This window comes from Thalassovita sp. ABM4_323 (assembly GCF_056158665.1).
On the sequence record NZ_JBSWTS010000007.1, the window covers coordinates 2678426 to 2695766 of the forward strand.

General features: G+C 59.1%; 17 protein-coding genes and 1 tRNA gene. 8 read left to right on the forward strand and 10 right to left on the reverse strand.

Features of this window, described 5'->3' with window-relative positions; all coding sequences use genetic code 11:
• Nucleotides 1-95: 95 nt before the first annotated feature.
• On the forward strand, nucleotides 96-668 hold the full coding sequence (locus ACXADQ_RS15665) for an invasion associated locus B family protein (protein WP_475322812.1): 573 nt from the start codon (nucleotides 96-98) through the stop codon (nucleotides 666-668).
• A 75-nt stretch (nucleotides 669-743) separates the two neighbouring features.
• Here the strand turns inward: ACXADQ_RS15665 and ACXADQ_RS15670 are convergent, their stop codons facing one another.
• Genes ACXADQ_RS15670 through ACXADQ_RS15685 form a run of 4 tightly spaced genes read right to left on the reverse strand, consistent with a single transcriptional unit; the run spans nucleotide 744 to nucleotide 4993 of the window.
• Nucleotides 744-1952 (reverse strand): beta-ketoacyl-[acyl-carrier-protein] synthase family protein, encoded by a 1209-nt coding sequence (locus tag ACXADQ_RS15670; protein ID WP_475322816.1) that lies wholly within the window; start codon nucleotides 1950-1952, stop codon nucleotides 744-746.
• Nucleotides 1949-2209 carry an acyl carrier protein gene (locus tag ACXADQ_RS15675; protein ID WP_475322819.1) on the reverse strand — a complete coding sequence of 87 codons (261 nt, stop codon included), beginning with the start codon at nucleotides 2207-2209 and terminating at the stop codon, nucleotides 1949-1951. Before ACXADQ_RS15675 ends, ACXADQ_RS15670 begins: the two co-directional genes overlap by 4 nt.
• Nucleotides 2210-2241: 32 nt before the next feature.
• Entirely contained in the window at nucleotides 2242-3333 is a 1092-nt protein-coding gene (lpxD, locus tag ACXADQ_RS15680; RefSeq protein ID WP_475322820.1) for a UDP-3-O-(3-hydroxymyristoyl)glucosamine N-acyltransferase, read from the reverse strand.
• Between the two features lie 34 nt (nucleotides 3334-3367).
• Complete coding sequence (locus tag ACXADQ_RS15685) at nucleotides 3368-4993, reverse strand: L,D-transpeptidase family protein (RefSeq protein WP_475322826.1); 1626 nt, start codon at nucleotides 4991-4993, stop codon at nucleotides 3368-3370.
• 332 nt (nucleotides 4994-5325) lie between these two features.
• Between ACXADQ_RS15685 and mepK the strand changes: the two genes are divergently transcribed.
• Both mepK and ACXADQ_RS15695 read left to right on the forward strand, forming a co-directional pair.
• The gene (gene mepK / locus ACXADQ_RS15690) at nucleotides 5326-5895 is read left to right on the forward strand and encodes a peptidoglycan L,D-endopeptidase MepK (RefSeq protein WP_475322828.1); all 570 of its coding nucleotides are present in this window, start codon (nucleotides 5326-5328) and stop codon (nucleotides 5893-5895) included.
• A 157-nt stretch (nucleotides 5896-6052) separates the two neighbouring features.
• Complete coding sequence (locus tag ACXADQ_RS15695) at nucleotides 6053-6778, forward strand: glutamine amidotransferase (protein ID WP_475322831.1); 726 nt, start codon at nucleotides 6053-6055, stop codon at nucleotides 6776-6778.
• Nucleotides 6779-6862: 84 nt separating this feature from the next.
• Here the strand turns inward: ACXADQ_RS15695 and ACXADQ_RS15700 are convergent.
• From ACXADQ_RS15700 to tgt, 3 genes are all read right to left on the reverse strand, one after another.
• Nucleotides 6863-6937, reverse strand: a tRNA-Val gene (locus ACXADQ_RS15700).
• 122 nt (nucleotides 6938-7059) lie between these two features.
• Nucleotides 7060-9465: an endopeptidase La gene (lon, locus tag ACXADQ_RS15705; RefSeq protein ID WP_475322834.1), complete on the reverse strand. Its 2406-nt coding sequence runs from the start codon at nucleotides 9463-9465 to the stop codon at nucleotides 7060-7062.
• A gap of 316 nt (nucleotides 9466-9781) precedes the next feature.
• Nucleotides 9782-10912, reverse strand: a complete 1131-nt coding sequence (tgt, locus tag ACXADQ_RS15710; protein ID WP_475322836.1) for a tRNA guanosine(34) transglycosylase Tgt — start codon at nucleotides 10910-10912, stop codon at nucleotides 9782-9784.
• Between the two features lie 108 nt (nucleotides 10913-11020).
• On the opposite strand from tgt, the gene ACXADQ_RS15715 reads away from it, so the two are divergent.
• From ACXADQ_RS15715 to tpiA, 5 genes are all read left to right on the forward strand, one after another.
• Nucleotides 11021-11791: an enoyl-CoA hydratase-related protein gene (locus ACXADQ_RS15715; protein WP_475322840.1), complete on the forward strand. Its 771-nt coding sequence runs from the start codon at nucleotides 11021-11023 to the stop codon at nucleotides 11789-11791.
• Between the two features lie 94 nt (nucleotides 11792-11885).
• Complete coding sequence (locus ACXADQ_RS15720; RefSeq protein ID WP_475322845.1) at nucleotides 11886-12257, forward strand: SUF system Fe-S cluster assembly protein; 372 nt, start codon at nucleotides 11886-11888, stop codon at nucleotides 12255-12257.
• 59 nt (nucleotides 12258-12316) lie between these two features.
• Nucleotides 12317-12667: a HesB/IscA family protein gene (locus ACXADQ_RS15725; protein ID WP_475322849.1), complete on the forward strand. Its 351-nt coding sequence runs from the start codon at nucleotides 12317-12319 to the stop codon at nucleotides 12665-12667.
• Nucleotides 12668-13045 carry a TfoX/Sxy family protein gene (locus ACXADQ_RS15730; RefSeq protein ID WP_475322853.1) on the forward strand — a complete coding sequence of 126 codons (378 nt, stop codon included), beginning with the start codon at nucleotides 12668-12670 and terminating at the stop codon, nucleotides 13043-13045. It begins immediately after the preceding gene.
• Between the two features lie 95 nt (nucleotides 13046-13140).
• Complete coding sequence (gene tpiA / locus ACXADQ_RS15735) at nucleotides 13141-13890, forward strand: triose-phosphate isomerase (protein ID WP_475322856.1); 750 nt, start codon at nucleotides 13141-13143, stop codon at nucleotides 13888-13890.
• 67 nt (nucleotides 13891-13957) lie between these two features.
• Here the strand turns inward: tpiA and ACXADQ_RS15740 are convergent, their stop codons facing one another.
• The 3 genes from ACXADQ_RS15740 to ACXADQ_RS15750 form a co-directional block, all read right to left on the reverse strand.
• Nucleotides 13958-15334, reverse strand: coding sequence for a TRAP transporter large permease (locus tag ACXADQ_RS15740; RefSeq protein ID WP_475322859.1), 1377 nt, complete (start codon nucleotides 15332-15334; stop codon nucleotides 13958-13960).
• Between the two features lie 4 nt (nucleotides 15335-15338).
• Nucleotides 15339-16028 (reverse strand): TRAP transporter small permease, encoded by a 690-nt coding sequence (locus tag ACXADQ_RS15745; RefSeq protein WP_475322864.1) that lies wholly within the window; start codon nucleotides 16026-16028, stop codon nucleotides 15339-15341.
• Between the two features lie 80 nt (nucleotides 16029-16108).
• The gene (locus ACXADQ_RS15750; RefSeq protein ID WP_475322868.1) at nucleotides 16109-17116 is read right to left on the reverse strand and encodes a DctP family TRAP transporter solute-binding subunit; all 1008 of its coding nucleotides are present in this window, start codon (nucleotides 17114-17116) and stop codon (nucleotides 16109-16111) included.
• Nucleotides 17117-17341: the final 225 nt, after the last annotated feature.

A 17341-nucleotide genomic window follows, 5' to 3' on the forward strand; every position in this document is an offset into this window, starting at 1 on the left:
GCACAGCTCACGCGCCAATGCCCAAATTGTAACCTGACACTCGCAAATCCCCGTGCTAAGCCCTGCGTCAAATGAACTTAAAATGTGGGGATCCCATGTTCAAACGTCGCACTGCTCTGCCCGCCCTGTTGGCGATGGCCCTGGCAGCACCGCTTGCCGCCCAAGATACCGCTGACGCGCCCAAAACCGATCTGGAGATGGGCGAAGAGGTCAACGAGGTCAAACCCTATTTCCGAGAGGACTCGGGCGATTGGAAACTGGAATGCCTGAGCACCGGCCAAGAGCAAGAACCCTGCCAGCTGTTCCAGGCCGCCTTTGATCCGGACGGGAACCAACAATCCAACATGCGCCTGTTCAAGCTGCCCGAGGGCGGACAAGCCGTAGCCGGATCGGTCATCGCCTTCCCCCTGGAAATCCTGCTGACCGCGCAAATGACCATGACCGTCGATGACGGCGCCACCAAGCGCTATCCGTTCTCGGTCTGTGATCCGCTGGGCTGCTATGCGCGGATCGGTTTCACCCAAGAGGACATCGACGCGTTCAAACGTGGCTCGAACGTGGTGTTCGAAGTGGTCCCCTTTGTCGCCCCGAACGAGCGCATGATCGTCACCATGTCGCTGAAGGGCTTCACTGCGGGTTATGATAAGATCAGCATCATCGACCAGTAAGCGTCAGAGATCGCGAAATACGAAAAGCCCGCGCCTGAACAGCGCGGGCTTTTTTTTGGGGTCTGCCGGTCTGGATCAGACTTTGCGCAGCGCCAGCACAGCGTTCAGGCCACCAAACGCAAAGGCATTGGACAGCGCATATTCGACATTGGCGTCGCGCGCCTCGTTGGGCACCACATCCAGAGCGCATTCGGGATCATATTCTTCATAGCTGATGGTCGGCGCAATCACCCCGTCGCGCAATGCCATGATCACGGCCAGCAGCTCGACTGCGCCCGTGCCACCGATCAAATGGCCATGCATCGCCTTGGTGGACGAGATCATCAGCTTATCGGAATGCGCCCCAAACACATCGGCCACGGCCGCGCATTCGGTTTTATCATTTGCAGCCGTTCCAGTGCCATGAGCGTTGATATACCCCACCTGGTCGGGATTGATCCGCGCATCGCTTAGCGCCCCGGAAATCGCCCGCGCCGCGCCTTGCTTGCTGGGCATCACGATATCCGCCGCATCCGAGGACATGGCAAACCCGGCCACCTCGGCCAGAATTTCGGCCCCGCGCGCCTTGGCATGTTCGTATTCCTCGAACACAAAGATCGCCGCACCCTCGCCCTGCACCATGCCGTTGCGGTTGGCGCTGAAGGGGCGACAGGCATCCTTGGACATCACGCGCAGGCCTTCCCAGGCCTTCACCCCGCCAAAACACAGCATCGATTCCGAGCCACCGGTGACCATCGCCTTACACAGACCGCCATGGACCATCTGGAACGCCTGGCTCATCGCGTGGTTGCTGGACGCGCAGGCCGTCGACACCGTAAAGGATGGGCCCTTGAGGTTGAACTCCATCGACACATGGCTGGCGGCGGCGTTGTTCATCAGCTTGGGCACCACGAAGGGGTGCACGCGGTTTTTACCGTCCTCATAAACGCTGCGGTAATTCTCATCCAGCGTGGTCATGCCGCCGCCCGAATTCCCCAACACCACGCCCGAGCGCGCGGCCAGCTCGCCGGAAAACTCCAGCCCGGCCTGCGCGATCGCCTGACGCGCCGCGATCAGCGTAAACTGGGTGAACCGGTCATACAGCGCCAGCTGTTGGCGGTTGAATTTCTCTTCGGGGTCAAAGTCCTGAACCTGCCCGCCGATCTTGATGGCCAGGCGGTCAACGTCGCGAAACTCCAGCGGACCGATGCCACAACGCCCTTCGCGCATGGCCTCCATGGTCTCGGCGACCGAGTGCCCAAGGGCGTTGATCGTTCCCGCCCCGGTAATGACAACACGTTTCATGCGGCTTGCTCGGCCACCAGTTGTTCGATGCCCGCGATGATGCTTGCAACCGAGGAGATATCGAAATCGCTCTCTTCGGGTTCATTGGCGTTGAATGGCACTGTGATGTCGAACAATTCTTCGATGGCGAAGATCGATTCCACCAATCCCAGGCTGTCGATGCCCAGGCTTTCCAGCGTGCTGTCCATGGTGACGTCGGATGGTTCCAGAACGGCTTGTTCTGCGATAATTGCGATCACTTTGTCCTTGATGCTCATGATCCCGGCCCTTTCCTCGTGATGAGGCTTGTCTAGTCTTTGTCTCGCGCCTTAGAAAGCGATTTTTGTAACATGGATATGTCACGCATAAGACGCGGCAGGCGGCGCAACGACTTGTAGACCTCGATATGCTGGTCCATCTTCATCGCCGGATAGCCCAACAAAACACGGCCCGCAGGCACGTTTGACAGCACTTTCGTGGCCCCGCCCGTGATCACATGATCACCGATAAAAATATTATCGCTGACACCGGTCTGGCCGCCCAGAACCACGTTATTCCCAATTCGTGTCGATCCTGCGACACCCACCTGAGCACAGATAAGACAGTCATTTCCGATTTCAACGTTGTGGCCGATCTGCGCCAGGTTATCGAATTTCACCCCATTGCCGATGCGCGTGTCGCGCACGGTGCCCCGGTCGATACAGGCATTTGCCCCCAGTTCCACGTCGTCGCCGATGGTGACATTGCCCAAGCTGTGAATGCGGGCATAGGATTGGCCCTTCATCTCGCCCTGATCACCCAGGCTGTCGCGCACGCGTTCCACGGCCAATTCTTCGGGCGTGACAAACGAGAACCCATCTGCGCCAACCGTCGCACCTGGCTGCGCGATGAAGTTGCGACCGATTGTGACGCGTGCGCCCAGCTTGACGCCCTCGCGCAGAAAGGCGCCCGCGCCCAAGGTCACATCCGTTCCGATAAAACATTGCGGCCCGATGACCGAGCCCGCACCGATCCGCGCGCCCGCTCCGATCACGCTCAAAGGCCCCACCGAGACATCCGCACCCAGCTCGGCCGAGGGATCAATCACCGCCGACGGGTGGATACCAGCGGCATAGCCCTGCCCCAGATCCATCATCTGGCTGAGGCTGGACATGGCAAAGCGCGGACGCGGCGCGACCAGCATCGCCTTTAGCCCCATCGCCTGCCAGTCTGCGCCGTCCCACAGCATGGCAACCTGCGCCTGTCCCTGGGCCAGGCCTTCGGCATATTTGGGGCTCATCGCCAGAGCCAGATCACGGGGGCCGGCCATTGCTGGCTCGGCCACGCCGTCGATTGTCAGGTCCAGATCGCCATAGGCCGAAGCGCCCAAAGCGGTTGCGATGTCTTGGACCGTATAGGCCATATGGATTGCCTCCAGAACTACTCTGGCGGCAGATTTATCCCTGAACGGCGCCCAATGCCACCCCTGCGCGGGACAAGGCGGTCCAAATCCGCCCATCGCGGCCATAAACATCGCGACGGAACTCCAGCCCGCCCTTGGCGGTGGTCAGCGCGGTGCGATAGATGATGTGCACGGGCACCTGAGTGACCAGATCCACCTGCGTTTCGCGCCCGGTCTTCAGATGACGGTGGAACTCGCCCTTGGGATCGCTGCTTTGCGGTTTCAGCAGCGCATAGGCGAAATCAAAGGGCTGGTGCAGGCGGATACAGCCGTGGCTATAGGCCCGGGTTTCCCGCGCGAACAGGTTCTTGGCGGGCGTATCATGCAGGTAGATATTATAGCGATTGGGGAACATGAACTTCACCAATCCCAACGCGTTCGAGCGCGAGGGCGGCTGTTTCAGATCAAACGGAAAATTCCGCTCGTTATACTGGCTAAAGTCGATATTGCCCCGGCTGACGGCACGTCCACGCCCGTCCAGCAGCTTCAGATGCCCGGCCGCATTCGCGTTCCGCTTCATCATCGGCAGGTATTCTTTGACCGCGATGGAACGCGGCACGTTCCATGTCGGGTTGATGACCATATGCTCCATCACGTCCGAAAATTCCGGGCTGCGACGGTCCGACTGGTTCGCCCCAACCACCGAGCGCGTGCGGAACGTGACCTTGCCATTGTCGACGATCTTGGCAGTGTAATCGGTCAGGTTCACCAACACATGACGCTTGCCCAGTTCGCGGTTGAACCACCGCTCGCGTTCCATCGCGACCAGCACGGATTTCAGGCGCTTGTCCGCGGGCACATTGATCTCTTGCAGGGTGGTTCCACCGGCCACGCCGTCGGGCTCCAGACCATGGGCGCTTTGGAACTTCTGAACGGCCTGCACCATTGCCGAATCATAGCTGCGGGTCGAGGACCGTTTCAGGTAACCCATCGCGATCAGACGGTTGCGCAGCGCCACAACGGAATTGCCGCTGTCGCCTTGTTCCAGCTTTTTGCCGGGCACTTTGGCACCCCAACCACCGCGCGCAACAACCTGTTCCAGCTGCAAACGCGCCTTCATCAGGCGGGCATATTCAGCCGATTGCGGCGGCAAGGATCGCAGAAACGCTGCCGGAGAGCTTTGCACAAACGACGTCAGGTAAGATTTACGTTCGCGCAGCGGGACCTTGCGTTTGATGTCAGCGTCCACCTTCGAGGGCGTCAGAATCCCGGTCTGGACATCGCGCGCATAGGCCACAAAAGCCTTGCTCAGCGCGACCTCGGCCCGGCCCAGATCACGCGGGCTGCGCACAGATTTCAACATCCGCGTCAGCTCGGCCACATTATAACGGTCTGCGGGCAACCCATGCAGCGCAGCGCCATTCAGGGCCTCGATCAGGGCGCTGCGACGTTTGCGATCGGTCCGGGATTTCCCCGTCCAAACAGGGACATACCCCCCGTCCCTATAAAACTCGGCGATATCGCGATCCAGAGCCGCAGCCTCGGCGAGCGCCTGTTTAAACGCCATATCGTTGCCCTGGGCCTGCGCCCCAGTGTGCGCCCCCGAGGCAGAAACAACAAAAATCGCAACCAAGGTTGCACTGAAAAACCGGACCAAGCCGGAACGGGTCAGCGGCAGCATGATCTCGTCCCTTTCAAATTCATTCGCGCGTTACGTCGCACCAGTGTCACAAACGTCTTAACCCCTTGTCTATTCACATTTTGATCAGGAGGAAAGCAAGCTTCGACAGTGATGCATTCAAGCCCCAACAATTCAGTGGCGTATTCACAAGTTTGCCACAAACTGAAATTTTCAGCAAAAATTCGCCGAGACCTCTTGATTTCGAAAATTTTCGAAAAAACGGCGTTGGTCACGGGGAAAACTTGTGTAATAAAACCCGTGCATCTGGGGGATGACAAGGCAGGTGCCGCGTAACATCGCGGCCAAGCAAGAGCGACGGGACGGCGCTTAACATGACTGAAGATTGCTCGTCGAGCATTTCGCGACGTGCGTTACTGGGCGCATTCGCGGCAACCGCTGTAACAGCGGCTCCGACTTTTTCCAACGCCGCAGGGTTTCTGCGCGGGTCAGGCGACATTCGCCGCATCCGCATGTATTCCGGCCGCACGGGTGAAAAGATCGATATGATCTACTGGATCGAAGGCAACTACATCAAGGACGCGCTGAAAGAGATCAACTATTTCATGCGCGACTGGCGGACCGACGGCACCAAGTCGATGGACACCCGCACCATTGATATCATCTCGGCCACACATAACCTGCTGGATGTCAGCGAACCCTATATGTTGCTGTCGGGCTATCGCAGCCCTCAAACCAACGCGATGCTACGCTCGAAATCCCGGGCCGTCGCCAAGAATTCCCTGCATATGAAAGGCCAGGCGGCGGATTTGCGTCTTGCGTCGCGCTCGGTCAGCCAGATTTATCGCGCCGCCTCCAGCTGCAAGGCCGGTGGCGTGGGCCGCTATAGCCGCTCGAATTTCGTCCACATGGATTGTGGTGTTGTGCGCAGCTGGGGCCGGTAATCCCAAGCGTCTCTCCAACGCTAAAAAAAGCCCGCCGGATTTTTCGGCGGGTTTTTTGATGTCCCGCGCTCAGAATACACGCGCAGATGCAGTTTGATCTTTTCACGCTGCGCCTGATCTTTTATCTCCGGCGCGGCCCAAAAACAGAGTTGCGCCGATGAAACCCTTCCTGATCCTGCAATTGCGCCCCGAGGCCGAAGCCTCGGACGATGAATATGCCGCCTTTCAGGCCAAGGGCGGGCTGAGCGCGGATCAGACCCATCGCATCCGGCTGGAACAAGAAGACATGCCCGCGCTGGACCTGTCTGAATATTCCGGGGTCATCGTCGGCGGCGGACCGGGCTGTGTCAGCGACCCAGCCGATAAAAAGGACCCGCTTGAGGCCAAGATCGAGGCCGAGATTCTGTCGCTGATGCCGCAAATCACCGAAAACGACATTCCTTTCATGGGGTGCTGCTATGGGATCGGCATTCTGGCGCATCATCTGGGCGCCACCGTGTCCAAAGAAAAATACGGCGAACCGGTGGGTCCGACCAACTGCAAGATCACCGCGGACGATCCGATGCTAGAGGGCCTGCCACAGGAATTCCTGGCCTTTGTCGGCCACAAAGAGGCCGTGCAACACCTGCCCAAAGGCGCGGTGCAGATCCTGGCCTCGGATCCCTGCCCGTTTCAGATGATCCGCTACAAACAGAACGTCTATGCCACCCAGTTCCATCCCGAGGCCGACAGCGCCGGGTTCGAACTGCGCATCCGTTTGTACAAAAACAAAGGCTATTTCCATCCGGACGAGGCGGACGAGCTGATCGCCATGTGTCGCGCCGCCGATGTCCACGCCCCCGAACGCATTTTGCGCAACTTTGTCCAACGCTACGGCGCCTGACGCAGTCATCCTTGCCCCAAAGGCGGAACAACATGCCTGTAGCGCAACAGCACTGGGATCAGATCAGTCGGATCAAAGGGAAAATGGTGGGTGATAAGAGATTTGAACTCCTGACATCTTCGATGTGAACGAAGCGCTCTACCACTGAGCTAATCACCCGGTAGCGCGGTGTTTAGAGAATCCCAAACCGATGTGCAAGAGGGTTCGCGCGCTGTTTCTGCAGGAATTTCGCGCATGAAAAAGGCGCCGCGATGGGCGCCTTTTCCGATATCCCTAGGGGATCAATGCGCGACAGCCCCTGCCCCCGGTTTCGCGGCCAGGGCTGCGGCGGCGGCGGCCTCTTCGGCCTCTTCATCCCATTCGATCGCCTCGGGCTCGCGCACCAGCGCCAGTTTCAGCACTTCGCTGACATGGGTCACGGGAATGATCTTCAGCCCTTCCTTCACATTGTCCGGAATGTCGGCCAGGTCTTTCTCGTTTTCCTCGGGGATGAGGACAGTCTTGATGCCCCCGCGCAGGGCGGCCAGCAGTTTTTCCTTGAGCCCACCAATCGCCGAAGCATTGCCGCGCAGCGTGACCTCGCCGGTCATGGCGATGTCTTTGCGCACCGGGATACCCGTCAGAACGGACACAATGCCGGTGACCATGGCCAGACCCGCGCTGGGGCCGTCCTTGGGCGTAGCGCCATCGGGCACGTGGACGTGGATGTCCATCTTGTCGAACTTGGGCGGTTTGACCCCGATTTGCGGCGCGATGGATCGCACATAAGAGCTGGCCGCGTCGATGGATTCTTTCATCACGTCGCCCAGTTTCCCGGTGGTCTTCATCCGGCCTTTGCCCGGCAGGCGCAGGGCTTCGATCTGCAACAGATCGCCCCCGACCGAGGTATAGGCCAGCCCGGTGACAACCCCGACCTGATCCTCTTTCTCGGCCAGACCATAGCGGAATTTCTTCACGCCCAGGAAATCATCCAGGTTTTCCGGCGTCACCTTGATGGTCTTGGCCTCGCCCTTCACGATCTGAGTCACGGCCTTTCGGGCCAGTTTACCGATCTCGCGTTCCAGGTTCCGAACGCCCGCCTCGCGGGTGTAGCGGCGGATCATCTCGTCCAGCGCATCATCCGTGACCTCGAACTCGCCTTTGCGCAGCCCGTGGTTTTTCACCTGCTTTTCAATCAGGTGCTGACGGGCGATTTCGCGTTTTTCGTCCTCGGTGTAGCCGGCCAGCGAAATGATCTCCATCCGGTCCAGCAGCGGGCCCGGCATGTTGTAGGAGTTCGCGGTGGTCAGGAACATCACGTTGCTGAGGTCATATTCGACCTCCAGATAGTGATCTACAAAGGTGCCGTTCTGTTCGGGGTCCAGCACCTCCAGCATCGCCGAGGCGGGATCGCCGCGGAAATCCTGGCCCATCTTGTCAATCTCATCCAACAAGATCAGCGGGTTGGTGGTTTTCGCCTTTTTCAGCGCCTGGATGATCTTACCGGGCATCGAGCCGATATACGTGCGGCGGTGACCGCGAATTTCGCTTTCGTCACGCACGCCGCCCAACGAGATGCGGATGAACTCGCGCCCCGTGGCCTTGGCAACCGATTTCCCCAGCGAGGTTTTACCCACACCCGGCGGTCCGACAAGGCACAGGATCGGGCCCTTCAGCTTGGCCGAGCGCTGCTGCACCGCCAGATACTCGACGATACGTTCCTTGACCTTTTCCAGACCATAGTGATCGGCGTCCAGCACCTCTTGGGCCTTGTTCAGGTTCTTTTTCACGCGCGACTTGGTGCCCCACGGAATGCCCAGCAGCCAATCCAGGTAGTTGCGCACGACGGTCGCCTCGGCGCTCATCGGGCTCATGTTTTTCAGCTTTTTCAGCTCGCCATCGGCCTTTTCCTTGGCTTCTTTCGACAGCTTCGCCCCGGCGATTTTCTCTTCCAGCTCGGCGATTTCGTTGCTGCCATCCTCGCCATCTCCCAGCTCTTTCTGAATGGCTTTCATCTGCTCATTCAGATAATATTCGCGCTGGGTGCGCTCCATCTGCGATTTGACGCGGGTTTTGATCTTTTTCTCGACTTTCAGGACGGACATTTCGCCCTGCATCAGGCCATAGACCTTTTCCAGCCGCTCGCTGACGGACAGAGTTTCCAAGAGGTCCTGTTTTTCGTTGACCTCGATGCCCAAATGCCCCGAGACCAGATCGGCCAGCTTGTCGGCTTCGCTGGTTTCCGAAACAGCGACCAGCGCTTCTTCGGGGATGTTCTTTTTCACCTTGGCATAGCGCTCGAATTCAACCGCAACGGTCCGCAACAGCGCCGTGATCGCTTCGGGATCGCCCTCGCTTTCCATCAACAGCTCAGCCCGGGCCTCAAAGAATTGCTCATTCTCGATGAACTCGGTGATCTGCACACGCGATTGCCCCTCGACCAGCACCTTCACAGTGCCGTCCGGCAGTTTCAGCAGTTGCAGTACGTTGGCCAAGACGCCCGTGCGATAAATCCCATCCTCGGTGGGATCATCAATCGCCGGATCAATCTGACTGGACAGCAGGATCTGCTTGTCGTCTTGCATCACTTCCTCAAGCGCGCGCACCGATTTGTCTCGCCCGACGAAAAGCGGCACGATCATATGCGGGAACACGACAATGTCGCGCAGCGGCAGCACGGGATAGGATGCGTTGAGTTGCTCTTGCATGCTCATTTCCTTGTTCTTGGCAAGTCAGCCCCGGCCCCGAGTATCGGCAACCCCGTCTGACTCCGTTTCCAGATTGTTAATCTGGGGCGCGAGCCCCCCGATTTCAACCTTGTCACAATTTCCTGACACCAGACTGCCCGCCCCCGGGCAAAGGTGCAAGACACGAACGGTCGCTTCGGTTGAAAAGACCTGAATCCGACCGCAAAGGCAGCAACAAACCACCAATTAAGACGGGCTTTGCCGCATCAGACCCAATATATAGGGACGGTGGGTGGGGCGATGCGTCAGCGAGCGTCACTTACCGTTCCTAATAAAATTACAATCGTTCTATATCACCCTGGGCGCGTTGCGCATGAAAATCCGCCTCCCAGGCCTCAAAGCGCCCCTCGGAAATCGCGTCTCGCATTCCGGCCATGATTTCCTGGAAATAATGCAGATTGTGCCAGGTCAACAGCATCCCCGAGATCATCTCGCCCGAACGATACACATGATGCAGATAGGCCCGGCTATAGTTGCGGCACGCCGGACAGGTGCACTCTTCGTCCAGAGGGCGCGGATCATCCTGATGGCGCGCGTTCTTAATGTTTACCACCCCGTGACGCGTCCAGGCCTGCCCCGTCCGCCCTGACCGAGACGGCAGAACGCAGTCCATCATGTCCACGCCCCGTTTCACCGCGCCAACGATGTCGTCGGGTTTGCCCACCCCCATCAAATAGCGCGGCTTGTCCTGCGGCAGATACCCGGTGGCATAGTCCAGCACACCAAACATGGCCTCTTGGCCCTCGCCCACGGCCAGACCCCCGACTGCATAGCCATCAAAGCCGATATCCAGCAAGGCCTCGGCACTTTCTTCGCGCAAATGCGGCGTCACCCCGCCCTGCATGATGCCAAACAACGCATGTCCGGGCCGATCGCCAAAGGCATCGCGCGACCGCTGAGCCCACCGCATCGACAGGCGCATGCTTTCGGCCACGCGCTTTTCATCAGCGGGCAGCGCGGGGCATTCGTCAAAGCACATCACGATATCCGAGCCCAACAGCTTTTGAATTTCCATTGACCGTTCAGGTGTCAGGAAATGCTTGGAGCCATCAATATGTGATTTGAAGGTCACCCCCTCCTCGGTCAGCTTGCGCAGATCCGACAGGCTCATCACCTGGAACCCGCCACTGTCGGTCAGGATCGGCTTGTCCCAGTTCATGAATTTGTGCAGCCCGCCCAAACGGTCCACGCGTTCCGCCGTGGGGCGCAGCATCAAATGATAGGTGTTGCCCAGCAGGATATCCGCCCCCGTGGCGGCCACGCTTTCGGGCATCATCGCCTTCACGGTCGCTGCGGTGCCCACCGGCATGAAGGCAGGCGTACGAATATCCCCGCGCGTGGTGCGGATCACGCCGCGCCGCGCCTGGCCATCAGTTGCCTGATGCTCGAACGAGAATTTCTCTGCCATTGTGCTACCCTTTTCTTTCGGATCCCGCTTTATTTTCACGCCGCGCCCGAAATGCCAAGCGTTGAAAACCCCGCTCAGCGTGACATAGTCAATCCCAGAGGCACAGACATGACCGATATGACCCCCCTGCCCCTGGTGCAGCCCGATCTGAACGATGGTGTCCTGACACTGTCGCTGGGCAATGGCGTGGCCCATCCTCTGTCATTGGCGATGATCCACGCGCTGCACGATCTGATCGATCAAGCGGCCCGCGATGAGGCCATAAGGGCCATCATTCTCCATGGGCCCGGCCATATTTTCTGTGCCGGGCATGATCTCAAGGAAATCGCAGCCCATCGCAACGATCCTGATCAGGGTGAAGCGTACCTGACCAAGCTGTTCACCGATTGCAGCGCCATGATGCTGGACCTGAGCAACTGCCCCAAACCCTCGATCGCGCTGGTCGAGGGCATCGCGACCGCTGGCGGGCTGCAACTGGTCGCCGCTTGCGATCTGGCCTATGCCACCCCCGACGCTAGTTTCTGCCTGCCCGGCGTGTTGAACGGAGGGTTTTGCACCACGCCTGCGGTTGCCGTGTCCCGCAACCTGTCGCGCAAACATATGATGGAGCTGGCCCTGTCCGGCACGCCCATGGACGCGCACTGGGCGCTGGCAACCGGCCTGATCAACCGCATTTTGCCCGCTAAGGATATCCACGCCCACACAATGGAATTTGCCCGCAAGATCGCCAGTTATCACCCGCCTGCGATCGCCTCGGGCAAAGCAACGCTGTATGAGCATCTGGAGCTACCGCTGAAACAGGCCTATGCCCGCGCCACCAAGACCATGATCGCGCATTTCATGGATCAGCACCGCATCAAAAAGGACCAGACGCGCTAGGGATTGCCGCAGTTGCGAAAACATGTGTGTGCGCGCTCTGGACGAAGCCAGCATCATTCCCTATATCTTCGGTCAGGAAATACAGGACAGCCCCATGACCGAAACGCCCGAGCCCAAAGACCCCATGGAGGGCACACCGCTGATCGCCCCTTCGAACGTTGACCACCCGTTGTTCGACGCCGTTGTCGAAGGCTGTCGGTCGGTCTATGACCCTGAAATCCCGGTCAATATCTATGATCTGGGCCTGATCTACACGATCGATATTTCACCCGAAAGCGACGTGCGTATCATCATGACGCTGACCGCGCCGGGATGTCCCGTGGCCGGCGATATGCCCGGCTGGGTGGTCGATGCGGTGGAGCCGCTGGAAGGCGTGAAATCCGTCAGCGTCGATCTAACCTGGGAACCGCCTTGGGGCATGGACATGATGAGCGACGAAGCCCGCCTTGAACTCGGGTTCATGTAACCCCTTGAGAAAAGGACGAGGGTGATTAGAGTCATCCTCATGCAACACAGGAAATGCGCATGTTCGGAATTCCGGGAAAACAAGCGGTCAGCATGACCCCCAAGGCAGCGGCGCAGATCGCCAAGCTGATGGCCAAGGACGGCCATAAGGGCTTGCGCATCGGTGTGAAAAAGGGCGGCTGCGCGGGCATGGAATACACCATGGACTATGTCGACGACGTTGATCCGAATGACGAGGTCGTCGAACAGGACGGCGCACGCGTGATGATTGCTCCGATGGCGCAGATGTTCCTGTTTGGCACTGAAATCGACTATGAGGTCTCGTTGTTGGAATTGGCCTTCAAGTTCAACAACCCAAACGTCACCGAGGCTTGCGGCTGCGGGGAATCCATCAAGTTCGAGGGCATGTAAGTGGCGGTCGAGCAAGAGTTCCTGACCCATGTTCTGGAGCTGTTTGCCGATCTTGGCCCCATTCGCACCGGTCGCATGTTCGGCGGCGCGGGCCTGTTCGTCGAAGACGACGTGATGTTCGCGATGATCTCGTCCTCGGGTACGGTCTATATGAAGTCCGACGACAGCACGCTGGAGGAATTTCAGACTGCCGGCAGCGAAGCCTTCTGGTATATGCGCGGCGAAAAACGTCTGGAACTTCATACCTTTATGACCCTTCCTGAAAGCGCGCTGGACGATCCCGAACAGGCCATGCACTGGGCAAATCTGGCCCTTCCCCCGGCCCGCGTAGCCGCCGAGGAAAAGCGCAAACAAAAGGCACGCAAGAAGAAGTCGTAACCTTGTGCCTGCTTTGACGTCATCAGACTTGACCTAAGGCACCCCATCGCAATATTTGCGCCCAATAGATAATCAAATTTGACGGGGTGCTGTGAATGCGACGCAAACTTGCCGCTGGAAACTGGAAGATGAACGGGCTGATTGCCCAGCTGTCCGAGCTAAAAGCCATTGCCGACCAGAACAGCGACCCTTCGGTAGATCTGCTGATTTGTCCCCCAGCCACGCTGGTGGGGGTTTGCGCCGCGAAACTGGCCGATCATCCGCTGATGATTGGTGGGCAGGATTGCCATGCAAAGGACTCGGGCGCGCATACGGGCGATATCTCGGCGCAAATGCTGGCCGATGCGGGCGCTGGCGCAGTGATCCTGGGCCACTCGGAACGGCGCGAGGATCATGGCGAAAGCGACGCGGATGTGCGTGCCAAATCGGTGACCGCGATGGAGGCCGGGTTGATCTCAGTCACCTGTCTGGGCGAGTTGCTGGCCGAGCGCGAGGCCGGAGACACCCTGAAAGTCATCGGCGCGCAGCTGGCCGGGTCGCTGCCCGACGAGGTGGACGCCGACAAGCTGGTGATCGCCTATGAACCCATCTGGGCCATCGGCACCGGGCTGGTCCCCACGCTGGAACAGATCGCCGAGGTGCATGATTTCATCCGCGCAGAGCTGATCACCCGTTATGGCACGGACACCGCTGATGGGGTGCGTATCCTGTATGGTGGTTCGGTCAAACCCGGCAACGCGGCAGAGATTTTCGCCGTCTCCAACGTGGACGGCGCGCTGGTTGGTGGGGCCAGCCTGAAGGCCGCAGATTTCACCCCGATCATCAAGGCCCTGGAAGCGGCCTGAACCGCCCTACCCCAGACATGCAAAACGGCGCCCCAAGAGGCGCCGTTTTTTGTTTCTGTATCCCGGATCACTTGGTGATGATTTCCGGCCCCATAAAGGTCGTCGGCAGATAGGTCGACAGCCACGGGATATAGGTCACCATGATCAGGAAGACGAAGAGCACGGCCAGGAACGGCAGCGCCGCGCGCACGACCCGCATCATCGGCATCCCCGCGACCCCCGAGGTCACGAACAGGTTCAAACCTACGGGCGGTGTGATCATGCCGATCTCCATGTTGACCACCATGATGATGCCCAGATGGATCGGATCGATGCCCAGCTCGATCGCGATGGGGAACACCAGCGGTGCGACGATCACGATCAGGCCCGAGGGCTCCATGAACTGACCGCCGATCAGCAGGATGATGTTCACGATGATCAGGAACATGACCGCGCCGAACCCTGCCGACAGCATCGCCTCGGCGATTTGCTGGGGGATCTGCTCGTCTGTCAGCACGTGTTTCAGGATCAGGGCGTTGGCGATGATGAACATCAGCGTGACGGTCAGCTTGCCGGCCTCGAACAGGGTATCACGCGTGTCACGGTGGAAAAACGCGGTGATGATGGACAGAGGTTTTTGCAGCAGCGACAGGTTGCGTTCACCCTCGGGACGGGCCAGCGGACCCATGTCGCGATAGATGAAGTTCGCGATGAAGAAGGCATAGACAGCGGCGACCGCTGCGGCCTCGGTCGGGGTGAAAATCCCGCCATAGATGCCGCCCAGGATGATGACGATCAGGAACAGGCCCCAACCGGCCTCGCGCCCGGCCGAGAACGCCTCGCCCCAGCCTTTCCATTCGCCCTTGGGCAGGTTTTTCACCTTGGCGATCAGATAGATGGTCAGCATCAGCATGGTGCCCGCCATCAGGCCCGGGATCACACCCGCCAGGAACATCCGCCCCACGGACACATCCGTGGCCGAGGCATAGACCACCATCACGATGGACGGCGGGATCAGGATGCCCAGTGTGCCCGCATTGGCGATGACACCGGCGGCGAAATCCTTGGAATACCCAACCTGGCGCATGCCCGCGATCACGATCGAGCCGATGGCAACAACGGTGGCGGGGCTGGAGCCGGACAGCGCGGCGAACAGCATACAGGCAAACACACCCGCGATGGCCAGACCGCCGGGGAAGTGCCCCACGATGGCGATCGAGAACCGGATGATCCGCTTGGCCACACCCCCCGTCGACATGAAAGACGACGCCAGGATAAAGAACGGGATCGCCAGCAGGGTATAGTGGCCCGCCATGGCCTGAAACAGCGTCTGCGCGATAGAGGCCAGCGAGGTATCGCTAAGCACCAGCAGGAACACGATGGACGAAAGGCCAAGCGATACGGCAATCGGCACCCCGATCAGCATCAGGCCAATGACCATGGCAAAGAGAATTGCGACTTCCATGATCTTAGTCTCCGGCGTTCATGTGTTTGACATCTTCCACGGCGTCCTCGGCCTCGTGGCTGACAATCAGGCTGTCGACCTCGCCCTGGAACAGGCGCCAGGTGGCCTGAACAAAGCGGAACAGCAGCAGCGCCATGCCGAAGGGAAGAATGAAATAAGGAATAAAACGGGGCAGCTTTTCATAGCTTTCGCCGTCATTCATGATGGGTTCGATCCAGCGCAGCCATTCAGGAAAGGGAATGTCGATGACTTCGTACCAACCGCGATACGAGGTGCGCTTCATTTCCTCGAGCCCGGTGGGCAACCAGCGCCCGGTGGTTTGCGGCAGGTTGGCAAAGTTGGCCCAGTAATCCCAGGCGCCCTTCATCAAAAGGGCCGCATAGATGATGCACAGGGCTCCGGCGATCAGGCCGACCGCCCGGCGCAGGGATGGGTTGAAGAAGGCAATCAACGCGTCCACACCCAGATGGGCGGTGACTTTCACTGCATAGCTCAGCCCGAACAGAACCAGCCAGGCGAACAGGAAGGTCACGGCCTCCAGCCCCCAGATCAGCCCGGTGTTAAAGCCATAGCGCAGCACGACGTTGACGAATGTGATCAGGGTCATCAGGCCCAGAAGCACCGCGATGGCGGTCTCCTCGAACTCGTTGACCCAGCGGCCCAGGGCCGTTTTTGCATGGTAATGGGTGGACATGATGTATCCCCTTTCCCCCGAGGATATGAAAAGCCCGGCCCCGTTGCTGGGGCCGGGTCAGTTCGGCCTGTTGATCAGGCTTAGTGTTTGGCGTTGATCGCCTGAGCCGCGTCGATGTTCTCTTGACCGACGTCTTTGGTGAACTGCTCCCAGACGGGTTTCATGACCTTCAGCCATTCGCCACGCTGTTCAGCAGTCAGTTCGCGGATGACCCCGCCCGCGTCCAATACGGCCTGACGGGCCTGTGCATCGACCTCGGCCACAGCTGCGTTTCGGGTCTCGGTGACCTCGTCCACAATCTGACCCAGTTGGGTGCGCACGTCGTCAGGCAGGCTGTCCCACCAGTCAGCACTGGTCACAACCATATAGTCCAGCACACCGTGGTTGGTCTCGGTGGTGCCGTCCTGTACCTCAAAGAATTTCTGGCCATAGATGTTGGACCAGGTGTTTTCCTGACCATCCACAACGCCGGTTTGCAGCGCGCCATACACCTCTTTGAAGGCCATGGGCTGCGGGCTGCCACCCAGGGCGGCCATCTGCGCCTTGAGCACATCCGAGTTCTGCACGCGGAATTTCAGGCCCTCGGCGTCCTTGGGGCTGATCAGCGGCTTGTTGGCCGACATCTGCTTCATACCATTGTGCCAGAACCCCAGGCCCAGCAGGCCACGGCGCACCATGGTTTCCTTCATCGCCTGACCGGTTTCCGATTTCTGGAATTCGTTCACGGCTTCGATGTTCTTGAACATGAAGGGCAGATCGAAGATGCGGAATTTCTTGGTGAACTGTTCGAATTTGGACAGCGACGGCGCGGCCATCTGAACGTCGCCTTGCAGCATGGCCTCGAGCACCTGATCATCGTTATACAGGGTCGAGTTCGGGAAAACCTCCATACAGGCTTTGCCGTTCATCTCGGCGTTCACGCGTTCTTGCAACAACGAGGCCGCCAGCCCTTTGGGGTGCTTATCGGTGTTGGTGACGTGGCTGAACTTGATGACGATTTCACCGTCATCGCAAGCATCCGAAGCAAAAGCGGCCTGCGACGTCACGGTCAGGGCCAGAGCCATTGCGGCAGTGGTCAGGAATTTCATGTCTGTCTCCTCCCAGAGATCTTGAGACGTGGAAATCAGCGCCCTTTGGCGCGGTGCCCCAAGATTTCCTGTCCGGCGCGGGCCAAACAAGAAAAAGTGAAGAATTATTCAAAACCCTGTGAAATGCCAATATTTTCAGCACCCTACGGGATCATCACACAGGCCCCAAGGATGCCGCACCCCAGCATTGTGCGGATTTTCACACAGCGTACCAACCAGCCTGTG

Excerpts from the sequence above, each read along its gene's own strand:
- tpiA (WP_475322856.1), top strand. The coding sequence starts at position 13,141 with ATGCGACGCAAACTTGCCGCTGGAAACTGGAAGATGAACGGGCTGATT.
- mepK (WP_475322828.1), top strand. The coding sequence starts at position 5,326 with ATGACTGAAGATTGCTCGTCGAGCATTTCGCGACGTGCGTTACTGGGC.
- ACXADQ_RS15745 (WP_475322864.1), bottom strand. The coding sequence starts at position 16,028 with ATGTCCACCCATTACCATGCAAAAACGGCCCTGGGCCGCTGGGTCAAC.
- ACXADQ_RS15715 (WP_475322840.1), top strand. The coding sequence starts at position 11,021 with ATGACCGATATGACCCCCCTGCCCCTGGTGCAGCCCGATCTGAACGAT.
- ACXADQ_RS15740 (WP_475322859.1), bottom strand. The coding sequence starts at position 15,334 with ATGGAAGTCGCAATTCTCTTTGCCATGGTCATTGGCCTGATGCTGATC.
- ACXADQ_RS15665 (WP_475322812.1), top strand. The coding sequence starts at position 96 with ATGTTCAAACGTCGCACTGCTCTGCCCGCCCTGTTGGCGATGGCCCTG.
- ACXADQ_RS15695 (WP_475322831.1), top strand. The coding sequence starts at position 6,053 with ATGAAACCCTTCCTGATCCTGCAATTGCGCCCCGAGGCCGAAGCCTCG.
- ACXADQ_RS15725 (WP_475322849.1), top strand. The coding sequence starts at position 12,317 with ATGTTCGGAATTCCGGGAAAACAAGCGGTCAGCATGACCCCCAAGGCA.
- lon (WP_475322834.1), bottom strand. The coding sequence starts at position 9,465 with ATGCAAGAGCAACTCAACGCATCCTATCCCGTGCTGCCGCTGCGCGAC.
- ACXADQ_RS15685 (WP_475322826.1), bottom strand. The coding sequence starts at position 4,993 with ATGCTGCCGCTGACCCGTTCCGGCTTGGTCCGGTTTTTCAGTGCAACC.
- ACXADQ_RS15720 (WP_475322845.1), top strand. The coding sequence starts at position 11,886 with ATGACCGAAACGCCCGAGCCCAAAGACCCCATGGAGGGCACACCGCTG.
- lpxD (WP_475322820.1), bottom strand. The coding sequence starts at position 3,333 with ATGGCCTATACGGTCCAAGACATCGCAACCGCTTTGGGCGCTTCGGCC.
- ACXADQ_RS15750 (WP_475322868.1), bottom strand. The coding sequence starts at position 17,116 with ATGAAATTCCTGACCACTGCCGCAATGGCTCTGGCCCTGACCGTGACG.
- ACXADQ_RS15670 (WP_475322816.1), bottom strand. The coding sequence starts at position 1,952 with ATGAAACGTGTTGTCATTACCGGGGCGGGAACGATCAACGCCCTTGGG.
- ACXADQ_RS15675 (WP_475322819.1), bottom strand. The coding sequence starts at position 2,209 with ATGAGCATCAAGGACAAAGTGATCGCAATTATCGCAGAACAAGCCGTT.
- tgt (WP_475322836.1), bottom strand. The coding sequence starts at position 10,912 with ATGGCAGAGAAATTCTCGTTCGAGCATCAGGCAACTGATGGCCAGGCG.